Annotated in this window: 16 protein-coding genes; 15 read left to right on the top strand and 1 reads right to left on the bottom strand. The window is 60.8% G+C overall.

All coding sequences use genetic code 11. The features are described from left to right. Positions 1 to 64: 64 nt before the first annotated feature. From nrfD to SALLO_RS15485, 14 genes are all read left to right on the top strand, one after another. The gene (gene nrfD, locus SALLO_RS15515; protein WP_051141420.1) at positions 65 to 1,486 is read left to right on the top strand and encodes an NrfD/PsrC family molybdoenzyme membrane anchor subunit; all 1,422 of its coding nucleotides are present in this window, start codon (positions 65 to 67) and stop codon (positions 1,484 to 1,486) included. A 50-nt stretch (positions 1,487 to 1,536) separates the two neighbouring features. Continuing rightward, entirely contained in the window at positions 1,537 to 2,142 is a 606-nt protein-coding gene (locus SALLO_RS0105585; RefSeq protein WP_022835335.1) for a DUF3341 domain-containing protein, read from the top strand. A gap of 46 nt (positions 2,143 to 2,188) precedes the next feature. Continuing rightward, a complete protein-coding gene (locus tag SALLO_RS15510; RefSeq protein WP_022835334.1) occupies positions 2,189 to 2,842 on the top strand; it encodes a c-type cytochrome in 654 nt (217 codons plus the stop codon). A 92-nt stretch (positions 2,843 to 2,934) separates the two neighbouring features. Continuing rightward, positions 2,935 to 4,197, top strand: coding sequence for a hypothetical protein (locus SALLO_RS0105575; protein WP_022835333.1), 1,263 nt, complete (start codon positions 2,935 to 2,937; stop codon positions 4,195 to 4,197). A 121-nt stretch (positions 4,198 to 4,318) separates the two neighbouring features. Further along, positions 4,319 to 5,098, top strand: a complete 780-nt coding sequence (locus SALLO_RS15505; RefSeq protein WP_022835332.1) for a hypothetical protein — start codon at positions 4,319 to 4,321, stop codon at positions 5,096 to 5,098. A 310-nt stretch (positions 5,099 to 5,408) separates the two neighbouring features. Continuing rightward, positions 5,409 to 6,158, top strand: coding sequence for an SCO family protein (locus tag SALLO_RS0105565; protein WP_228702777.1), 750 nt, complete (start codon positions 5,409 to 5,411; stop codon positions 6,156 to 6,158). A 41-nt stretch (positions 6,159 to 6,199) separates the two neighbouring features. Further along, positions 6,200 to 7,195 carry a cytochrome c oxidase subunit II gene (coxB, locus tag SALLO_RS0105560; RefSeq protein ID WP_022835330.1) on the top strand — a complete coding sequence of 332 codons (996 nt, stop codon included), beginning with the start codon at positions 6,200 to 6,202 and terminating at the stop codon, positions 7,193 to 7,195. A gap of 86 nt (positions 7,196 to 7,281) precedes the next feature. Further along, positions 7,282 to 9,000 (top strand): cytochrome c oxidase subunit I, encoded by a 1,719-nt coding sequence (gene ctaD / locus SALLO_RS15500; protein ID WP_051141419.1) that lies wholly within the window; start codon positions 7,282 to 7,284, stop codon positions 8,998 to 9,000. Positions 9,001 to 9,065: 65 nt separating this feature from the next. Then, positions 9,066 to 9,767 carry a cytochrome c oxidase subunit 3 family protein gene (locus SALLO_RS0105550; RefSeq protein ID WP_022835328.1) on the top strand — a complete coding sequence of 234 codons (702 nt, stop codon included), beginning with the start codon at positions 9,066 to 9,068 and terminating at the stop codon, positions 9,765 to 9,767. Between the two features lie 63 nt (positions 9,768 to 9,830). Continuing rightward, positions 9,831 to 10,274 (top strand): cytochrome C oxidase subunit IV family protein, encoded by a 444-nt coding sequence (locus tag SALLO_RS0105545; protein WP_022835327.1) that lies wholly within the window; start codon positions 9,831 to 9,833, stop codon positions 10,272 to 10,274. Between the two features lie 119 nt (positions 10,275 to 10,393). Then, positions 10,394 to 10,699 (top strand): hypothetical protein, encoded by a 306-nt coding sequence (locus SALLO_RS15495; RefSeq protein WP_051141312.1) that lies wholly within the window; start codon positions 10,394 to 10,396, stop codon positions 10,697 to 10,699. A gap of 154 nt (positions 10,700 to 10,853) precedes the next feature. After that, positions 10,854 to 11,810 carry a methylenetetrahydrofolate reductase [NAD(P)H] gene (gene metF / locus SALLO_RS0105535; protein ID WP_022835325.1) on the top strand — a complete coding sequence of 319 codons (957 nt, stop codon included), beginning with the start codon at positions 10,854 to 10,856 and terminating at the stop codon, positions 11,808 to 11,810. A 41-nt stretch (positions 11,811 to 11,851) separates the two neighbouring features. Further along, positions 11,852 to 14,041: a polyphosphate kinase 1 gene (gene ppk1, locus SALLO_RS15490; RefSeq protein WP_022835324.1), complete on the top strand. Its 2,190-nt coding sequence runs from the start codon at positions 11,852 to 11,854 to the stop codon at positions 14,039 to 14,041. A gap of 12 nt (positions 14,042 to 14,053) precedes the next feature. Next, positions 14,054 to 14,683 (top strand): hypothetical protein, encoded by a 630-nt coding sequence (locus SALLO_RS15485; protein ID WP_022835323.1) that lies wholly within the window; start codon positions 14,054 to 14,056, stop codon positions 14,681 to 14,683. 13 nt (positions 14,684 to 14,696) lie between these two features. Here SALLO_RS15485 and SALLO_RS0105520 read toward each other — a convergent pair whose 3' ends face one another. Beyond that, positions 14,697 to 15,530: a ZIP family metal transporter gene (locus tag SALLO_RS0105520; protein WP_022835322.1), complete on the bottom strand. Its 834-nt coding sequence runs from the start codon at positions 15,528 to 15,530 to the stop codon at positions 14,697 to 14,699. A 163-nt stretch (positions 15,531 to 15,693) separates the two neighbouring features. Between SALLO_RS0105520 and SALLO_RS15480 the strand changes: the two genes are divergently transcribed. Next, positions 15,694 to 16,500 (top strand): NRDE family protein, encoded by an 807-nt coding sequence (locus SALLO_RS15480; protein ID WP_051141417.1) that lies wholly within the window; start codon positions 15,694 to 15,696, stop codon positions 16,498 to 16,500. Positions 16,501 to 16,584 lie beyond the last annotated feature (84 nt).

Genomic DNA, 16,584 nt, shown 5'->3' with positions numbered 1-16,584 from the left:
GGAAGAACAACCAACCACTCAATCGGCGCACGCATCCGATGGCGGGCCTGGGCACCGTCCGCGCCTGATTGGCAAGCTCTCGTTTCATGAACTGACCGAACGCGTTGCCGGTCATACGGAGAAGCAAACGCCGCTGGCGTGGTACGGCGCCTTTACGGTGGCCGTGTCTATGCTGGGGCTGCTGGCCGTATGCCTGGCCTACCAGATTTGGAATGGCGTCGGCGTGTGGGGCAACAACCAGCCGGTAGGTTGGGGCTGGCCCATCGTCAACTTTGTGTGGTGGGTGGGCATTGGCCACGCCGGCACACTGATTTCTGCTATTTTATTTCTGTTCCGGCAGGGCTGGCGTACGTCCATCAACCGCTCGGCGGAGGCCATGACCTTGTTTGCAGTGATGTGTGCGGGCATCTTTCCGGCCGTACACGTGGGCCGCGTATGGGTGGTGTACTGGATGTTTCCCATCCCCAACCAGATGGAGATGTGGCCGCAGTTTAAGAGCCCGCTGCTGTGGGATGTCTTTGCGGTGTCCAGCTACTTTACCGTGTCGCTCGTCTTTTGGTACGTAGGCCTCATCCCCGACCTTGCAACGCTGCGCGACCGCGCCAAGGGCCTGCGCGCGAAGGTGCTGGCGTTCTTTTCGCTGGGCTGGACCGGGGCCAACCGCCACTGGCGCAACTACGAGAAAGCGTATCTCTTGCTCGCGGGCCTCGCTACGCCGCTCGTGCTTTCCGTGCACTCGGTGGTGTCGTTCGACTTTGCGGTAGCCGTGCTGCCGGGCTGGCACACCACCATCTTTCCGCCCTACTTTGTGGCCGGCGCTATCTTCTCGGGCTTTGCCATGGTGGTGACGCTGCTCGTCATTGCGCGCAAGATCTACAACCTGGAGGACATCATCACGAAGAATCACCTGGAGAAGATGAACATCATCATCCTGGTGACCGGCACGCTGGTGGGCTTTGCCTACATCACGGAGTTCTTCATGGCGTGGTACTCGGGCGTCGAGTACGAGCAGTACGCCTTCCTAAACCGTGCGCTAGGACCGTATGCGTGGGCCTACTGGATCATGATGAGCTGCAACCTGATCTCGCCCCAAATCTTCTGGTTTAAGAAGATGCGCCGCTCCATTCCGGTGATGTTTACGCTGTCGATTGTGGTAAACATTGGCATGTGGTTCGAGCGGTTTGTGATTACGGTAACTTCGCTGCACCGCGACTTCCTGCCCAGCTCGTGGGGATACTACACGCCCACGTGGATCGACATTGGGACGTACGTCGGGTCGTTTGGGCTCTTCTTTACGATGTTCTTGCTGTTCCTCCGGTTTGTGCCCATGGTGGCGCTGGCCGAGGTGAAGGCCGTTACGCCCGAAGCCGATCCGCATGCGCACGACGAAGGCGATGGCCGCGCCACAACCGACGTGCCGTACGTGCAGCCGGCTCAAGAGTACAGCGCCTACCGCTCGGCCGACGACGATCCCGCGACGACGTAAACGCCCCGCGGGCCCCGGTTTCCACTGATTTCTGACGACTGTAGCACGCCATGCTGAGTGAACTGACACGCGAAGTGAAGGCCTCGATGGGCATCTACGAGCCCGTCACCGACGACGTATACGGGCTCCTTGCGGAATTTAAAGATCCCGCGGCCCTGATGCACGCGGCGGAGGCCGTGCGCGAGAAGGGCTACGCCCACTTCGATGCCCACAGTCCGTTTCCCATTCATGGCATGGACAAGGCCATGGGGCTCGGGAACTCCTTGGTTGGGTACTTTGCCTTTGGTGGCGGGCTTACCGGCTGCGCCGTGGGGTACGTCTTGCAGTGGTGGACGTACGCCGTAGACTACCCGATTAGCGTGAGCGGCAAGCCGTTCTTTGCGGTGGAGCCCTCGGTGCCCATTATGTTCGAGCTCACGATTCTGTTTGCGGCGTTTGGCGCGGTGGGCGGCATGTTGGCGCTCAACGGGCTGCCCCGGCCGTACAACCCGCTCTTTTACTCCGATCGCTTCAAGCAAGCGACCGACGACGCCTTCTTTATACACATTGCGGCGAGCGACCCGCAGTTCGATGCCGACCAGACGGCCGACGAGCTTCGCGCCATGGGGGCGCTCGCTGTAGAGCTCATCAAGGACGATGGAACGGCCGATGCTTAGTCGCCCCCTGCTCGCGCACTGCCCCTTTCCGAGACCGAAACGCCTCATGCATCGCTTACCCCTACTTCTCGTGTTGAGCCTCGTTGTGCTTGCGGGCTGCCGTGGGATGCAATCGGAAGAACCTCCGGTGCACCCGAACCTGAATATGGACATTCAGCAGTCGTTTAAGCCGCAAGAAGCGAATCCATTCTTCGCCAACAACATGGCGATGCGTAAGCCCGTGCCCGGTACGATTGCGCGCGGGCTGCGGGAGGCCAACGCCCCCTACCATACCGGGCGTACCGCGGCCGGGCAGTACGTTGAACGCGTCCCGTTTCCGGTGACCAAAGCGCTGGTGCGGCGGGGGCAAGAGCGCTATGAGATTTACTGCACCGTGTGCCATGGGGGCGCGGGCAACGGCAACGGCGTCATTATGACCGGCGATTACGGCTACACCCCGGCGCCCACATATCATTCCGAGCGGCTGCGCAATGTACCGGACGGCTACATCTACGACGTGATCGCAAACGGCGTGCGCAACATGCCCGGCTACGCGCAGCAGATCCCGGTGCGCGACCGCTGGGCGATCGTCACGTACATCCGGGCCCTGCAGCAAAGCCAGAATGCAACCGAGAGCGAACTGCCCGCAAGCGCGCTTGCGCAAATCGAACAGGGCGGAAGCGCCAACATCGACGGGCAAGCCGGCGCCTCGGCCCCTTGACCCCCGATCCTTGACGAGCGAGCGGCGCACATTGCCGCTCCCCGACGTTTTCTTGATCACCGGCCCGCGTGGCCACGCAAACACGATACACTATGGCGGAATCGGTTAAACCTTACCTCGGACCTCGGTGGTTTGCAGATCCTGTGCAGGCTACCAAAGATGCAGCGCAGCGCGCGTATCGCTTCACGGGCGACCGACGGGCGTGGTTGGTGCCTCTGGCCATCGGCATCGCGCTCCTGGCCATAAGCCTCATCGGGCTCGTGCAGGACGCAAAGCGGTTCTACTTTGCGTACCTCACGGGGTGGACCTTCTGCCTGACGACGTCGCTCGGGGCGCTCTTTTTCCTGTTCTTCCATCATCTCACGAAAGCCGGGTGGCACATTGTCGTGCGGCGCCTCACCGAGGCGTTGCTCTGGGCCTTTCCATTGCTTGCCTTACTGGGCATTCCCATCGTGTTTGGCATGCACGACCTGTATCACTGGACGCACCACGACCTGTACGTTGAAGGCGGCCCGCACTACGATCCGGTGCTGGCCGGCAAGCGGGCCTACCTGAATCAGCCGTTTTGGATTGCGCGGATGGTCGCGTACCTCGTCATCTGGTCGGTGCTGGCGTACAAGCTGTATGTGACGTCCATACAGCAGGACGCCGGCGGCACCGGCAAGCATCAGCAGAAGCTGCGGAACGTAAGTGCCTGGGGGTTGCCGGTTACCGCCGTAACCACCGCGTTTGCGAGCTACGACATCTTGATGTCGCTCGACCCGCACTGGTACTCCACCATCTTTGGGGTGTACATGTTTGCGGGAAGCATGCTCGCGATGCTCGCGCTCGTCACGCTCATTGCCCTCGTCATGCAGCGCCGTGGCATGCTGCAAGACGTCATCACCCGCGAGCACTACCAGGACCTTGGGAAGTACATGTTCGGGTTCACGGTCTTCTGGGCATACATCGGGTTCAGTCAGTACATGCTGATCTGGTATGCCGGCATTCCCGAAGAAATTGCGTGGTACCAGCACCGCTTGCAGCACGGGTGGGGCTGGCATAGTGCCATGCTTGTGCTACTTCACTTTATTGTGCCCTTCTTTGTGCTGCTGCCGCGCTTCACCAAGCGGATGCTCCCACTGATGGGCTTTATGTCGGTATGGATGCTCGTGATGCACTGGTTCGACCTCTACTGGATGGTGATGCCGGTGTACGGCTCGGAGCACGCGGCCTTTCACTGGCTTGACTTCAGCACGTGGCTCGGCCTCACGGGAATTTTCGTGGGCACCGTCATGTATCGGGTGAAGCGCCACCCGCTGGTACCCGAGGGCGATCCATACCTCGAAGAGTCGCTCCATTTTGAGAATGCCTAGTCCGCGCGCCCTCCCTCCCATGTGCTTTGCACATGTGTCTTTGGGGTATATTCACGTGCTTTCACGATCAACTGAAAATCGCTAAGCGTTACGTTCCGTCCCTTAGCTAAGCATAATTACCATGGACTCAACGGATACACATACCGGCGCAGCACCGCCCTCGCCTGCTCTAACATCGCCGTACGGGGCTGAGGTCGTCGACGGTCGCCAGGTGACATTCGCCTGGGAGCCGGTGGAGCGCGCGACGGGCTACACGCTGCAGGTTGCGCGTGACGCGAACTTCAGCGATCTTGTGCTGGACAAGGACGTCGCGCAGCAGACGGCCGTAGAGGTCGGCAACTACCTGCCCACCGACGGGCAGACGTTCTTTTGGCGCGTGCTTTCCTACAACGACGCCGGAACGAGTCCGGGCGAACGGGTGGAGAGCTTTGTGGCGGCAACCGAAGCCGAGGCGGCGCGGCACACGCGGGCGCCGGATGACGGCGAGGCCATGGGGCCTGCCACCGAGTTGGTGCAGGCGGCCGCGCAAGACGTAGAGCAAAAGCTGACGCCCGAAGAGCGCCTGGCCAAGGAGAAAGAACAGGGCGTGGCCGACGAAGGCATTGCCGCAAGCCTTGTGATGGGCATTGCAGGCTCGACGCTGCTGATTATCGCTCTTGCGATTGTCATCGTGTTTGTGTGGTTTCAGATGACCAAGCAGCAAGTGGCCGCTACCCGCGTTGCGCAGACGCCGAACACGTTGGTTGAAGAAGCCACAAACGAATCAAACCGCTTGCTAAATGAGTACGGTGTGGTAGATGCCGAGGCAGGGATTTACCGCATGCCCATTGAGCAAGCCATGGATGTGGTAGTGAACAAGTACGATCAGACCCCGCCGCCATCGGCGCCATCATCGGAATGATTGTTTGAGGTGGATCGTCTGTTTGTAAGAACCTGTGTTGATTTTGCGTCAGGAGGTGAGCGCGAGCCACGATGGCGCAAAAACCTAACCTCGGTCGCGGCTCATGGTAGCGCCACGGGCCACGCCCGGGGACGATGTGCCGCCCGGCGGCAGGAATTGCAACAGGTTCTAACGGTGCGAGCAGTCGACGCGCTTCTCAGACGGATGCAGAGTCATGTGCAGAACGACAAAGACAAGATCGCTTGTTGTTTTCATTGCGTTGCTTTTGATGAGCAGCGTGGGGCCCAGTGTTGCCCAGCCGAGCGGTCAAATGAAGAAGGAGTTTGACGGTGTCGGTATCACGCGAGCCCTGGGCTCGGACGTGCCGACCGACCTGACTTTCCAAAATGCCAGCGGGGAGACCGTGACGCTTGATCGGTACTTCGATGGCACAACACCTGTTATACTGAACTTGGTGTACCACAACTGCCCCATGCTGTGCGGGCTGATGCTCAACGGGGTTACGCAAACGCTGAGCAAATTGAAGTGGACGCCGGGTGACCAATTTCGGATTTTGACGGTAAGCTTCAACCCCCGCGAGACGCCCGCGATTGCGCAAACGAAACGCACACAGTACCTGCAGCGCCTTAACCGGCAGGGGGCTGAAGAAGGCTGGCACTTTTTGACCGGTAGCAAGGCGTCTATCCAGGCGCTCACCCAAGCGGTCGGGTTTAACTACAAGTGGGTGCCTGCCGAAAAGGAATACGCCCATCCCACAGCGCTCATCTTTTTGAGCGGCACGGGAACGGTGACGCGGTACATTTACGGACTGGAGTTGCCCGCCGGCGACGTGCGTAAAGCACTTGTAGAGGCCTCCAACGGAAACGTGGGCAATCCCGTGGATCAGATTGCGATGTATTGCTTCCAGTTTGATCCGAAGGCCAATACGTACACGGCCGATGCCTTTAACATCATGAAGCTTGGAAGCGGCGTTACGGTGCTGCTCCTGGGCCTTGCGCTGTTCGTGTTTTGGCGGCGCGAAAAAGAAGATTTGCAGTCGTATGCGTCCTCGACGCCATAGACTGCCCGCACGATTTACAGGGACGATTCAATACAACTGCTATGGGCGATTACGGCTCATTTTGGCTGCCCGAACAGGCCTCCACCTTCGCAAGTCAGGTGGATAGCCTCTTCCAATTCGTTACGTGGACGAGTCTTGTCATCTTTGTGGGCGTGATAGCGGCCATGCTCTACTTCGTGGTGCGTTACCGGCGTCGCAGCGCCGACGAACGCCCCGAGATGGTCGAGGAGAGCAAGATCGTAGAGATCTCCTGGGTTGTCATTCCCACCATTCTGGTGCTTATTGTATTCACGTGGGGCTTCAAGTCGTACGTAAACATGTACACCGCGCCCCCCAACGCCTACAATATTAAGGTGACGGCCTGGAGCTGGAAGTGGCGGTTTGAGTACCCAAACGGTACGCAGGTGATGGACACGCTCATTGTGCCTGCCAACCGGCCGGTTAAGCTGACAATGAGCAGCCAGGACGTCATCCACAGCTTTTTTGTGCCGGCGTTCCGCGTGAAGCACGACGTGCTGCCCAACCGCTACACGAGCCTCTGGTTTGAGGCGACCAAGCAAACCGGTGAAAGTGGATTCTACAACCTGTTTTGTACCGAGTACTGCGGCACCGGGCACTCCGCGATGATTGGCGGCGTAAAGGTGCTCTCGCAGGAGAACTTCCAGAAATGGCTGGAGAGCGGCGGCGGCAACTACGACGAGATGCCGCTGCCGGAATATGGCGAGGTGCTTTACACCCAGCAGGGCTGTCAGACGTGTCACAGCGTAGACGGTGCGCCCAAAGTGGGCCCGACGTGGAAAGGCTTGTATGGAAAGGATAACCATGAGATGGCCGATGGTACAACGTTAGAGGCCGACGCAAACTACTTGCGTGAGTCTATCCTAAATCCGGGAGCAAAAATTGTCGCGGGCTACAACAACATCATGCCCGCCTCATACGGCGGACTCAGCGAGCGCCAGCTCACAGCGCTGATCGAATACATGAAGACCTTGAGTGACAAAGAAGTATCCACAACCACGGCATCCCTCGCACGGTAAGAGGTAACGCCGCTGCGGAGATGATGCCGCGCGGCGTGCCTGTGGTTGGCAAACGGTTCACGAAGAAGCTATTGGAGCCCATGAGCATGGATAAAGCAGTACAGGCGGCCGGAGCGCACGCCTCCGATGTTAACTATCTGAACCATGAGACCGGCCTCTGGTCGTGGCTGTCTACGAAAGACCACAAGCGCATTGGCATCATGTATGCCATCTCGCTTGCGCTGGTCTTTCTTATTGCAGGTATTTTGGCGCTGCTCGTGCGCGCTGAACTCATCGGGCCGGGGCAAACCATCATGGATGCCCAGACCTACAATGAGGCCTTTACGATGCACGGCATCCTGATGGTGTTTTTGTTTTTGGTGCCGTCCATTCCGGCTATCTTGGGCAACTTTGTGCTTCCGATTCAGCTAGGGGCCAAAGACGTTGCCTTCCCGAAGCTCAATTTAGCGAGCTGGTACGTGTACATGGTAGGCGCTGTGTTTACGATGCTGGCTCTGGTCTACGGCGGCGTTGACACCGGCTGGACGTTTTATACGCCGTACTCGGCCTCTACGGGGGGCGGCGTTTTATGGATGACGGCGGCCATCTTTGTGACGGGATTCGCCTCCATCTTTACGGGAATCAACTTTATTGTGACCATTCATAAGATGCGGGCGCCGGGGATGACCTGGAATCGCCTGCCGCTCTTTGTGTGGGGCATGTACGCCACGAGCATTGTGCAGGTCTTGGCTACGCCGGTGATTGGCATCACCATGATTCTGCTGATTCTGGAGCGGACGCTGGGTATTGGTATCTTTGATCCGGCCCTTGGCGGCGATCCGGTGCTGTTCCAGCACTTCTTCTGGTTCTACAGCCACCCGGCCGTGTACATCATGATCTTGCCGGCCTTTGGCATCTTGAGCGAGCTGATTGCAACGTTTAGCCGGCAGCGCATCTTTGGGTACCGTGCCATTGCGCTCTCCTCGGTGGCCATTGCCATGCTGGGCTTCTTGGTGTGGGGGCATCACATGTTCGTGAGCGGGCAGTCGGCCGTGGCCGCCATTGTCTTTTCGCTCATTACCTACCTGATTGGCATTCCCTCCGGCATCAAGGTGTTCAACTGGGTCGGCACGATGTACAAAGGCTCTATCTGGCTGCAAACGCCTATGTTGTATGCCTTGAGCTTCCTGTTCCTGTTCACCATTGGCGGCTTTACCGGCATTATGGTGGGGGTGCTGGCGGTTGATGTCCACCTGCACGACACGTACTACGTCGTCGGCCACTTTCACTACGTGATGATGGGTGGTTCGGTGATTGCCCTGCTGGGCGGCATGCACTACTGGTGGCCCAAGATTACCGGACGGATGTACAACGAGACGCTTGCCAAAATTGCAGCGGTGCTCATCTTTGTAGGCTTCAACGTGACGTTCTTTACGCAGCTCGTGATGGGCGCGCAGGGCATGCCGCGACGCTACTACGACTACGTAGACAAGTTTACGCAGCTGCATCAGATTTCGACGGTGGGCTCGTGGATCTTGGCCGCCGGGTTGTTCCTGGTGCTGGGTTACGGCATCTGGTCGCTCTTTAACGGGGAGAAGGCGCCGGCGAATCCGTGGGGCGCTGCCACGCTGGAGTGGACGAATGTGAGTTCGCCGCCCGATCCGCACAACTTCAAGCGCACCCCGCTGGTTACGCGCGGCCCGTACGACTTCCACCTGGCGGACGAAGTTTTTGGTGGCGACGGGAGCGCGGGCGACGGAAGTGGCGATGTGCGGATGCCTGAGCCAGCGCCGGCCGCCCCTGAGCCTGCCGACGGCGATAAGTAATTCCTTCGACTGCACGCGCGGCCCGCGTGCGCTCCACCACCTTTTTCCGCTCAACACGTATTCTCATGGCAACCGAGACGGCCCCTGCAACAACATCGGCGGGCGACGTTCATGCGCACCAGCACCCGCCGCATCTGGAGCACCATTTCGTATCGTCCGAGCAGCAGTTTGACTCGGCAAAGCTAGGCATGTGGATCTTCCTGGCAACCGAGATCCTGCTGTTTAGCGGGATGTTTGTTGCCTACGCGGTCTTCCGGCAGTGGCATCCCGATGCTTTCCTGGCTGCTAGTAATGCCCTGAACTGGGTTATGGGCGGCACAAACACGGTGGTCTTGCTTACCTCGTCGCTCACGGTCGCGCTCTCAATCCACTTCGCGCAAAAGGAAGAGCAGCGAAAGATGGTGTGGAGCCTGCTGGCAACGCTCGTTCTGGCCGGTGTCTTCTTGGTGATCAAGTATTTCGAGTATACGGCCAAGTTTGAGCACGGCGTGTATCCCGGCAGCTTCTTTGACCCACACGGCGCCCACTATGCCTACCTGGCTGACATTCCATTTGCGGCGCAATTCTTTAGCATCTACTTCGTGATGACGGGCATCCACGGCGTACACGTCCTCATCGGCATGGCCCTCATCGGGTGGATCGCGTGGCGCGCCAACCGAGGGGACTTCAGCAGCGAATGGTACACCCCGGTGGAGCTCACCGGCCTGTACTGGCACCTGGTCGACATCATCTGGATCTTCCTGTTTCCGCTGCTCTATCTCATTTAGGACGCATCCGCGGGCTGAACCCTCTGCCTTATCCCTTCGAACCCGATACGTATTCCGAGAGTCATGGCACACGCAGGCGACGACCACAGCCACCACATTATTCCCCTGAAGACGCTCCTAAGCGTTTTTGGGGGGCTCATCGTGCTTACCATCCTTACGGTTGCCGTGGCGCAGGTAGACCTTGGGCCGCTGAACATTCCGGTGGCTATTGGCATTGCGGCTGCCAAGGCTACGCTGGTCGTCATGTTCTTCATGGCGCTCAAGTACGACAAGCCGGTGAACACGCTCACGTTCGTCATGAGCACGGTGTTCGTCGTGGTGTTTTTGGCCATTACCCTCATGGACACCGCGTTTCGGGGCGACCTGACCAACACCACCCCAACGACGATCGTGCAGGAGGAAAAGCGTCTGAAGGAGCTTGAAGCCCGCGATCCAGGTGCCGAGAATCTGAAGGTTGCCCCTGCCGACTACCCGCCGGGAAGCAATAAGGGGGCTCAGCTTCCGTAAGGCGAACCCGCCATACGAAACGGACATGCAAAAATACGAGACGGATGTGCATTTGTGCGCTGCTGCGCGTATGTTGTATGTGTAACGTGTGAACTATGTACGCAGCATCAGGACTCGCCATGGTTTTGCTCCTTGCCACCATTGTTGGCCCCATCGCCCTTTTCCTCATGGCCTGGGTGGTGGCCACGGCCTACCGGCTATACTTTCCGGAAGAACCCCAGCCGTATCATCAGCATCCCGTGATGATTCGGGAGCGCGCCCGTGCCGCCGGCCGCGCGGTGCCCGTAGGCGTTCGGGAGATCCAGGCCGATCAGCGGTACAAGCGGCGACGCGAGGAGGCCGTCGTCCAGTACCACTACGCCTGGGACTCGTCCGACGGATTCCCTGAGGCATGGCGCGAAGAATTGTGGGCCCGTCGGAATTAAGCGGGCCGGGCGGAAGCGCTTTCCGACACGCAGGCAGATCGATGGTCATTTCTTAACTGCCAATCGGCGGTACACGCCGGTCGTGCACGAACAAGCCCCTCCGTTGGCGCGTGTACAAACACCATCTATTGTCCCGGTAACCAATGCTGCGTTCATGAAGGTCATCGAGCATCTGGAGCGTGCCCGCAACCCGCTTATTTCGTATGAGATCATCCCGCCGAAGCGTGGCGGCTCGGCCGAGCAAATGCTCAACGTGGTCGATGCGCTCATGCCGTTCGATCCACCGTTCATCGACGTGACGAGCCACTCGGCCGAGGTGTCGTACAAGCAAATGCCCGATGGCACCTGGAAGCGATGCGTAAAGCGCAAGCGTCCGGGCACGTTGGGCTTGTGTGCGGCCATCGAGGGGCGGTTTGGCGTAGACACCGTACCGCACATCCTCTGCAACGGATTTACGCGTGAGGAGACCGAGGATGCGCTCATCGAGCTCAACTATCTGGGCATCGATAATGTGCTCGCCATCCGCGGCGATGAGAAAGGGTTTCAGAAAAACATCGACCCCGACCGCTCGCGCAACAAGTACGCCATCGACCTAGTGAAGCAAGTCGATGCGATGAACCAGGGCACGTACCTTGAGGATCTGATGGACGCTGCGCCCACCGACTTCTGCGTGGGCGTGGGGGGCTACCCGGAGAAGCACTTCGAGGCGCCCAATCTGTCGTGGGACATCATGCGGCTGAAGCAAAAGGTAGAGGCCGGGGCCCACTACGTCGTGACGCAGATGTTTTTTGACAATGCGCATTACCTGTCGTTCGTGGAGCAATGCCGCGAAGTGGGCATCGACGTGCCGATCATTCCAGGAATCAAAATCATCACGCGGAAGCGGCATCTCACCTCGTTGCCGCGGCACTTCCACACCGAAATTCCAACGGAGCTGGCCGCCGAAATTGAGGCCGCCGACCCGGAGCACGTGAAAGACATCGGGGTAGAGTGGGCGCTGAAGCAGTCGGAGGAGCTGCTGCGCGCGGGCGTGCCGTGCCTGCACTTCTACATCATGTCGAGCGCAGATACGGTGCGGCGCGTCGTTGAACCGCTGCGCGAGATGGCGTAGCACCGCTCCCGGTCCTGTTGACTCATCGTTGAGGCCCCCGTATGCCGGCTTCTGAAGACGTCCGCCCCTCGTCCCTTTCGTTTACCCCTGCCGTAGAGGCGCGTGAGGTGCCCACGGAGGCCGCGCTCGACCACCCGCATCTGTACTTCAACCGCGAGTTGAGCACCATCGACTTCAACTGGCGCGTGCTGTACCAGGCGCTGGACGACCGCACGCCCCTGCTGGAGCGGATTTTTTTCGTTGCCATCACGGCAAGCAACCTCGACGAGTTCTTTCGGAAGCGTGTGGGCGGGCTCAAGCGCCAGGCGGCGGCCGGTGTTACGGCGTACTCCCCCGACGGCCGCTCGCCACAGGAGCAGCTGGCGCTTATCCGAGACGGCGTAGCGCCGCTGTACGAGCGCCTCACGACGTTCTGGGGCACCACCCTCCGTCCGCTCTTGCGCGAGCATGCGGGGCTGCACATCCACGACTACGAGGCGCTCTCGGCCCGGCAGCGCAAACGTGCCGATGCCTATTTCCGCGAGCAGGTCTTTCCGGTCCTTACGCCCCTCGCCGTCGATCCGGGCCATCCGTTTCCCTTTCTGTCAAACCTCAGCCTCTCGCTTGCCGTCTCGCTCCACAACGAAGCGCGAGGTACCGAGCACTTTGCTCGCGTAAAGGTGCCCAACAACCAGCCCCGGTGGGTGCCGGTGGACGGGCCGATGCACGTGGTGCCGCTGGAGCAAATTATCACGCACAACCTCGATGCGCTCTTTCGGGGCATGACGGTGGCTGCTGCACATCCCTTTCGGGTGACGCGTAATGCGGACATCCGGCGCGATGAGGAGGAGGCCGACGACCTGCTGGAGATGATTTCCGACGAACTGCGCGAGCGGCGGTTTGCGCCTGTTGTGCGGCTTGAGATTACGCCCGACATGCCCGCCTCGCTGCGCGACTTGCTGGTTGACGAGCTGCGCATTGGGCCCCGCGACGTGTACGAGAGTCAGAGCCTGCTCGGCCATGCCGATGCGATGCCGCTGGCCGGACGCGACGTGCCCGGCGCGTCATTTCCGCCCTGGACCCCTCGCATCCCGGCCCGCCTCCGCCGCGAGGGCGATCCGGCCGATTTGGCACGGAAGGGCAAAACCGCCGATCATCCCAACATCTTCAGTGCGATTCGCGCGGGCGATGTGCTCGTGCACCATCCGTACGAGTCGTTCCAAGAAAGCGTGCAGCGGTTCGTTGAAGAAGCGGCCGAAGACCCCAAGGTGCTGGCGATCAAGCAGACGCTGTACCGGACGTCCGACGATTCGCCCATCGTGGCGGCGCTGGTGCGCGCTGCCGAGCGGGGGAAGCAGGTGGCCGTGCTCGTGGAGGTGAAAGCGCGCTTCGATGAGGAAAACAACATCGAGTGGGGGCGCATGCTGGAGGAGTCGGGCGTGCACGTGGCCTACGGCCTGGTGGGTCTAAAGACGCACGCAAAAGCAACGCTGGTCATCCGCGAAGAAGACGACGGTCCGCGGACGTATTGTCATCTGGGAACCGGAAACTACAATTCGAAGACGGCGCGGCAGTACACCGATCTTGGCCTGCTCACGTGCGACGCCGACATTGGCTACGACGTCACCAACCTGTTCCACTATCTGACGGGCTACGCGCCGGCGCAAGACTACCGGAAGTTGCTTGTGGCACCGCACAACATGCGAGCGACCCTCAACCGCCTCATTGATCGCGAGATACAGCACGAACAGGACGGGACGGGCGGACGCATCGTAGCAAAGATGAACGCCATCAACGATGTAGACATCATCCAGCGCCTCTACAAGGCCTCACAGGGGGGCGTCCAGGTCGATCTTATTGTGCGAGGGCACAGCCTGCTGCGGCCGGGCCTCGCCGGATATAGTGAAAACATCCGGGTGGTGAGCATCCTGGGGCGCTTCCTGGAGCACACTCGCATCTTTTACTTCCAGAACGCGGGGGCCGAAGATGTTTACATTGGCAGTGCCGACTGGATGAGCCGCAACTTGAACAGCCGGGTGGAGGCCATCGTGCCGATTGAACAAGACGCGTTGCGGCAGCGCGTGGTACACGTGCTGGAAGACGCCCTCGCCGATCGGCGCACCGCATGGGAGTTGCAGTCCGATGGCCGCTACGTGCTCCCGTATCCCACCAACGCAGCCGAAGAAGCCTCTGGCTTGCAGGACCTTCTCATGCGCACCATTGAAGATCGGAGCCGCGACATTCTCACCTAACAGCCCATGGTTATGGATCGCACCCGCGAGGTTCGATGGTTCTTCAACGGCCGACCGCCCGCCGATGTGACGTCGTGGTTTGAGGCCCACGGGGCAACCCTCGAATCGACCCGCACCGACAGCTACGTCGTATCGAACGACCCCGCGCTGAACGTGAAGCTGCGGGAGGGCAAGATCCAAACAAAGCACCGCTTTGGGGCGCCCACAGACGTGCAGTTTGGCCCCGCGGTGGCCGGGCGCGCAGAGGAGTGGGGCAAGTGGAGTTTCGCGCTGTCGGACGCGCCCAACGTGCACGCCACCGACCCCGGGCCCGTGTGGGTGGCGGTGCAGAAGGAGCGCTGGCAACGGGTGCTCACGCCCCAGGCGCACCGCGAGCACTTGGGCGCACAGGCCGCCGCCGACCCGTGCGAGGCATCTATCGAGCTTACAAAGCTTCAGGTGGGCCCGCGCACCGGATGGACCCTCTGCTTTGAGACCGCTGGGCCCGCGGCCGCGGCCCGCGCCGAAACGTTTCGGGCCGTCGGCACGCACTGGCTGGGCGGCACGTTTCCACACGCGCTACCGGCTACGCGCTCGTTTGGGTACGTCGCCTGGTTAAAGCGCCTGCTGGCCGACAAGTGGCCGCCCGCAGAGGCCGCGTAGCGTCACGGGCCGCTCAGCCGAGCGCCACATCCAAAAACATCATGACGGTGAAGCCGCCCATTGCGCCCATGGTCGCGAGGTCGGTGTTGCCCGCGCGCTGCGACTCGGGAATGAGCTCCTCCACCACCACGTAGATCATGGCACCGGCCGCAAAGGCCAGCGCGTATGGCAACAGGGGCTGGATGGCAAGCACAGCCGCTGCGCCTAGCACCGCCGAAATAGGCTCCACGACGCCCGATAGCTGTCCGTACCAAAAACTCTTACTTTTCGACATGCCTTGCCCGCGCAGCGGCATCGACACGGCAATGCCTTCGGGAAAGTTCTGAAGCCCGATGCCAAGGGCCAGCGTTACCGCAGCCGCCAGCGTAGCACCCGTGCTCACATCCAGCGCCGAGGCTGCCGCCCCAAAGGTGACCCCCACCGCAAGTCCTTCGGGAATGTTGTGTAGCGTGATGGCGAGCACGAGCAGCGTCGAGCGCCGCCACTCGGTGGGTAACCCCTCCGCCTCCGAACGATTGGCCGCGCCGGTGTGCAGGTGGGGCAGCACCGCATCCGCAATGCGTAAAAAGAGGCCGCCGGTGGCAAAGCCCACCACCGCCGGGAGCCATGTGGGAATGCCCTGGGCGGCCGCCATTTCAATAGCGGGTGCGAGCAGCGACCAGAAACTTGCGGCAATCATCACACCGCCGGCGAAGCCCATCATGGCATCCAGCAGCCGCTGATTGACCGTGCGCGTGACGAACACAGCCGCCGCTCCGAGTGCCGTTACCGTCCACGTAAAACAGCCGGCAATCAGCGATTGCGTGATCGGCGAGAGCCCCTGAAACCATGGTGCGAAGAGGTCCATGTTGCCCTAACAGTTTGTTTGGAAAAATAGCCTCTGCCTATGGGCTGCGCACCGTTGGGTTTCGGGGCGTGCTGCAGCGCGTGTATCAACCTGTATGGGGCGGATCATGGCCGCGGCGGGACAGGTTGGCTCGTTACGTGCTGTGCCATTCATTGCCAAGATTATGTGCCTGATCATTGCAGGAATTGCGGCTCATCCCACCTACGCGTTAGTGATTGCAGCCAATCGCGATGAGTTTTACGCGCGGCCGGCGCAACCGGCGCGGTTTTGGCAAGATGCGCCGCACGTCCTCGCGGGCCGCGATGAAACGGCCGGCGGCACGTGGATGGGCGTAACGCGCAGCGGGCGCTGGGCGGCGCTCACCAACTACCGCGCCCCGAACCAGTACGCCCCCGAAGCCCCGTCGCGGGGCGCGCTCGTTGCGGACTACCTCACCGGTAGCGCTGCGCCGCGCACCTATGCAGCCGATGTGCAGGCGCGTGCAGAGCGCTTTAACGGATTCAACCTTTTGGTGGGCCGCGGAGCCGCAGCCTACTACGTCTCCAACCAGATCGACGACGGCCCGCGCGCCGTGGGCGACGGCTGGCACGGACTCAGCAATGCCGTGCTCGATACGCCGTGGCCCAAGGTAGAGCGCGGCCTTGCGGTTGTGCCCCCGGCGCTTGCGGCCGACGACCCGGTGGCCGCGCTGCTGCAAGCCCTTAACGACCGAACGCGGGCGCCGGATGAGGAGCTGCCGGATACGGGCGTAGGCAGAGCCGAAGAGCGCTTGCTCTCGCCAATGTTCATCGCGAGCGACGAATACGGCACGCGCTGCTCCACCGTCCTGCTGCTCACGCACGATGGGCGCGTGCACTTTGCCGAACGCACGTACAACCGCGGCGCCCGCGGCACCACCCGCCGCTTCTCGTTTCAATGCACCCAGCCGCCGCAGCGGGAGCCCGCGGATGCCTCCGACGTAGTGGCTTGAGCCCGTACGTCTCCACGCAATACAATCGAACGCCCCATTGCGAACGAAAAGCAATGGGGCGCCGGCGATGGTAGCACATGTGTT

The organism is Salisaeta longa DSM 21114, from assembly GCF_000419585.1.
Taxonomy (GTDB): Bacteria; Bacteroidota; Rhodothermia; order Rhodothermales; family Salinibacteraceae; genus Salisaeta; species Salisaeta longa.
This window is presented reverse-complemented; position numbering and strand designations above follow the sequence as displayed.

Coding starts and splice junctions, on each gene's coding strand:
- SALLO_RS0105585 (WP_022835335.1), top strand. CDS start 1,537: ATGCTGAGTGAACTGACACGCGAAGTGAAGGCCTCGATGGGCATCTAC.
- SALLO_RS15510 (WP_022835334.1), top strand. CDS start 2,189: ATGCATCGCTTACCCCTACTTCTCGTGTTGAGCCTCGTTGTGCTTGCG.
- SALLO_RS0105575 (WP_022835333.1), top strand. CDS start 2,935: ATGGCGGAATCGGTTAAACCTTACCTCGGACCTCGGTGGTTTGCAGAT.
- SALLO_RS15505 (WP_022835332.1), top strand. CDS start 4,319: ATGGACTCAACGGATACACATACCGGCGCAGCACCGCCCTCGCCTGCT.
- SALLO_RS0105565 (WP_228702777.1), top strand. CDS start 5,409: ATGAAGAAGGAGTTTGACGGTGTCGGTATCACGCGAGCCCTGGGCTCG.
- coxB (WP_022835330.1), top strand. CDS start 6,200: ATGGGCGATTACGGCTCATTTTGGCTGCCCGAACAGGCCTCCACCTTC.
- ctaD (WP_051141419.1), top strand. CDS start 7,282: ATGGATAAAGCAGTACAGGCGGCCGGAGCGCACGCCTCCGATGTTAAC.
- SALLO_RS0105550 (WP_022835328.1), top strand. CDS start 9,066: ATGGCAACCGAGACGGCCCCTGCAACAACATCGGCGGGCGACGTTCAT.
- SALLO_RS0105545 (WP_022835327.1), top strand. CDS start 9,831: ATGGCACACGCAGGCGACGACCACAGCCACCACATTATTCCCCTGAAG.
- SALLO_RS15495 (WP_051141312.1), top strand. CDS start 10,394: ATGGTTTTGCTCCTTGCCACCATTGTTGGCCCCATCGCCCTTTTCCTC.
- metF (WP_022835325.1), top strand. CDS start 10,854: ATGAAGGTCATCGAGCATCTGGAGCGTGCCCGCAACCCGCTTATTTCG.
- ppk1 (WP_022835324.1), top strand. CDS start 11,852: ATGCCGGCTTCTGAAGACGTCCGCCCCTCGTCCCTTTCGTTTACCCCT.
- SALLO_RS15485 (WP_022835323.1), top strand. CDS start 14,054: ATGGATCGCACCCGCGAGGTTCGATGGTTCTTCAACGGCCGACCGCCC.
- SALLO_RS0105520 (WP_022835322.1), bottom strand. CDS start 15,530: ATGGACCTCTTCGCACCATGGTTTCAGGGGCTCTCGCCGATCACGCAA.
- SALLO_RS15480 (WP_051141417.1), top strand. CDS start 15,694: ATGTGCCTGATCATTGCAGGAATTGCGGCTCATCCCACCTACGCGTTA.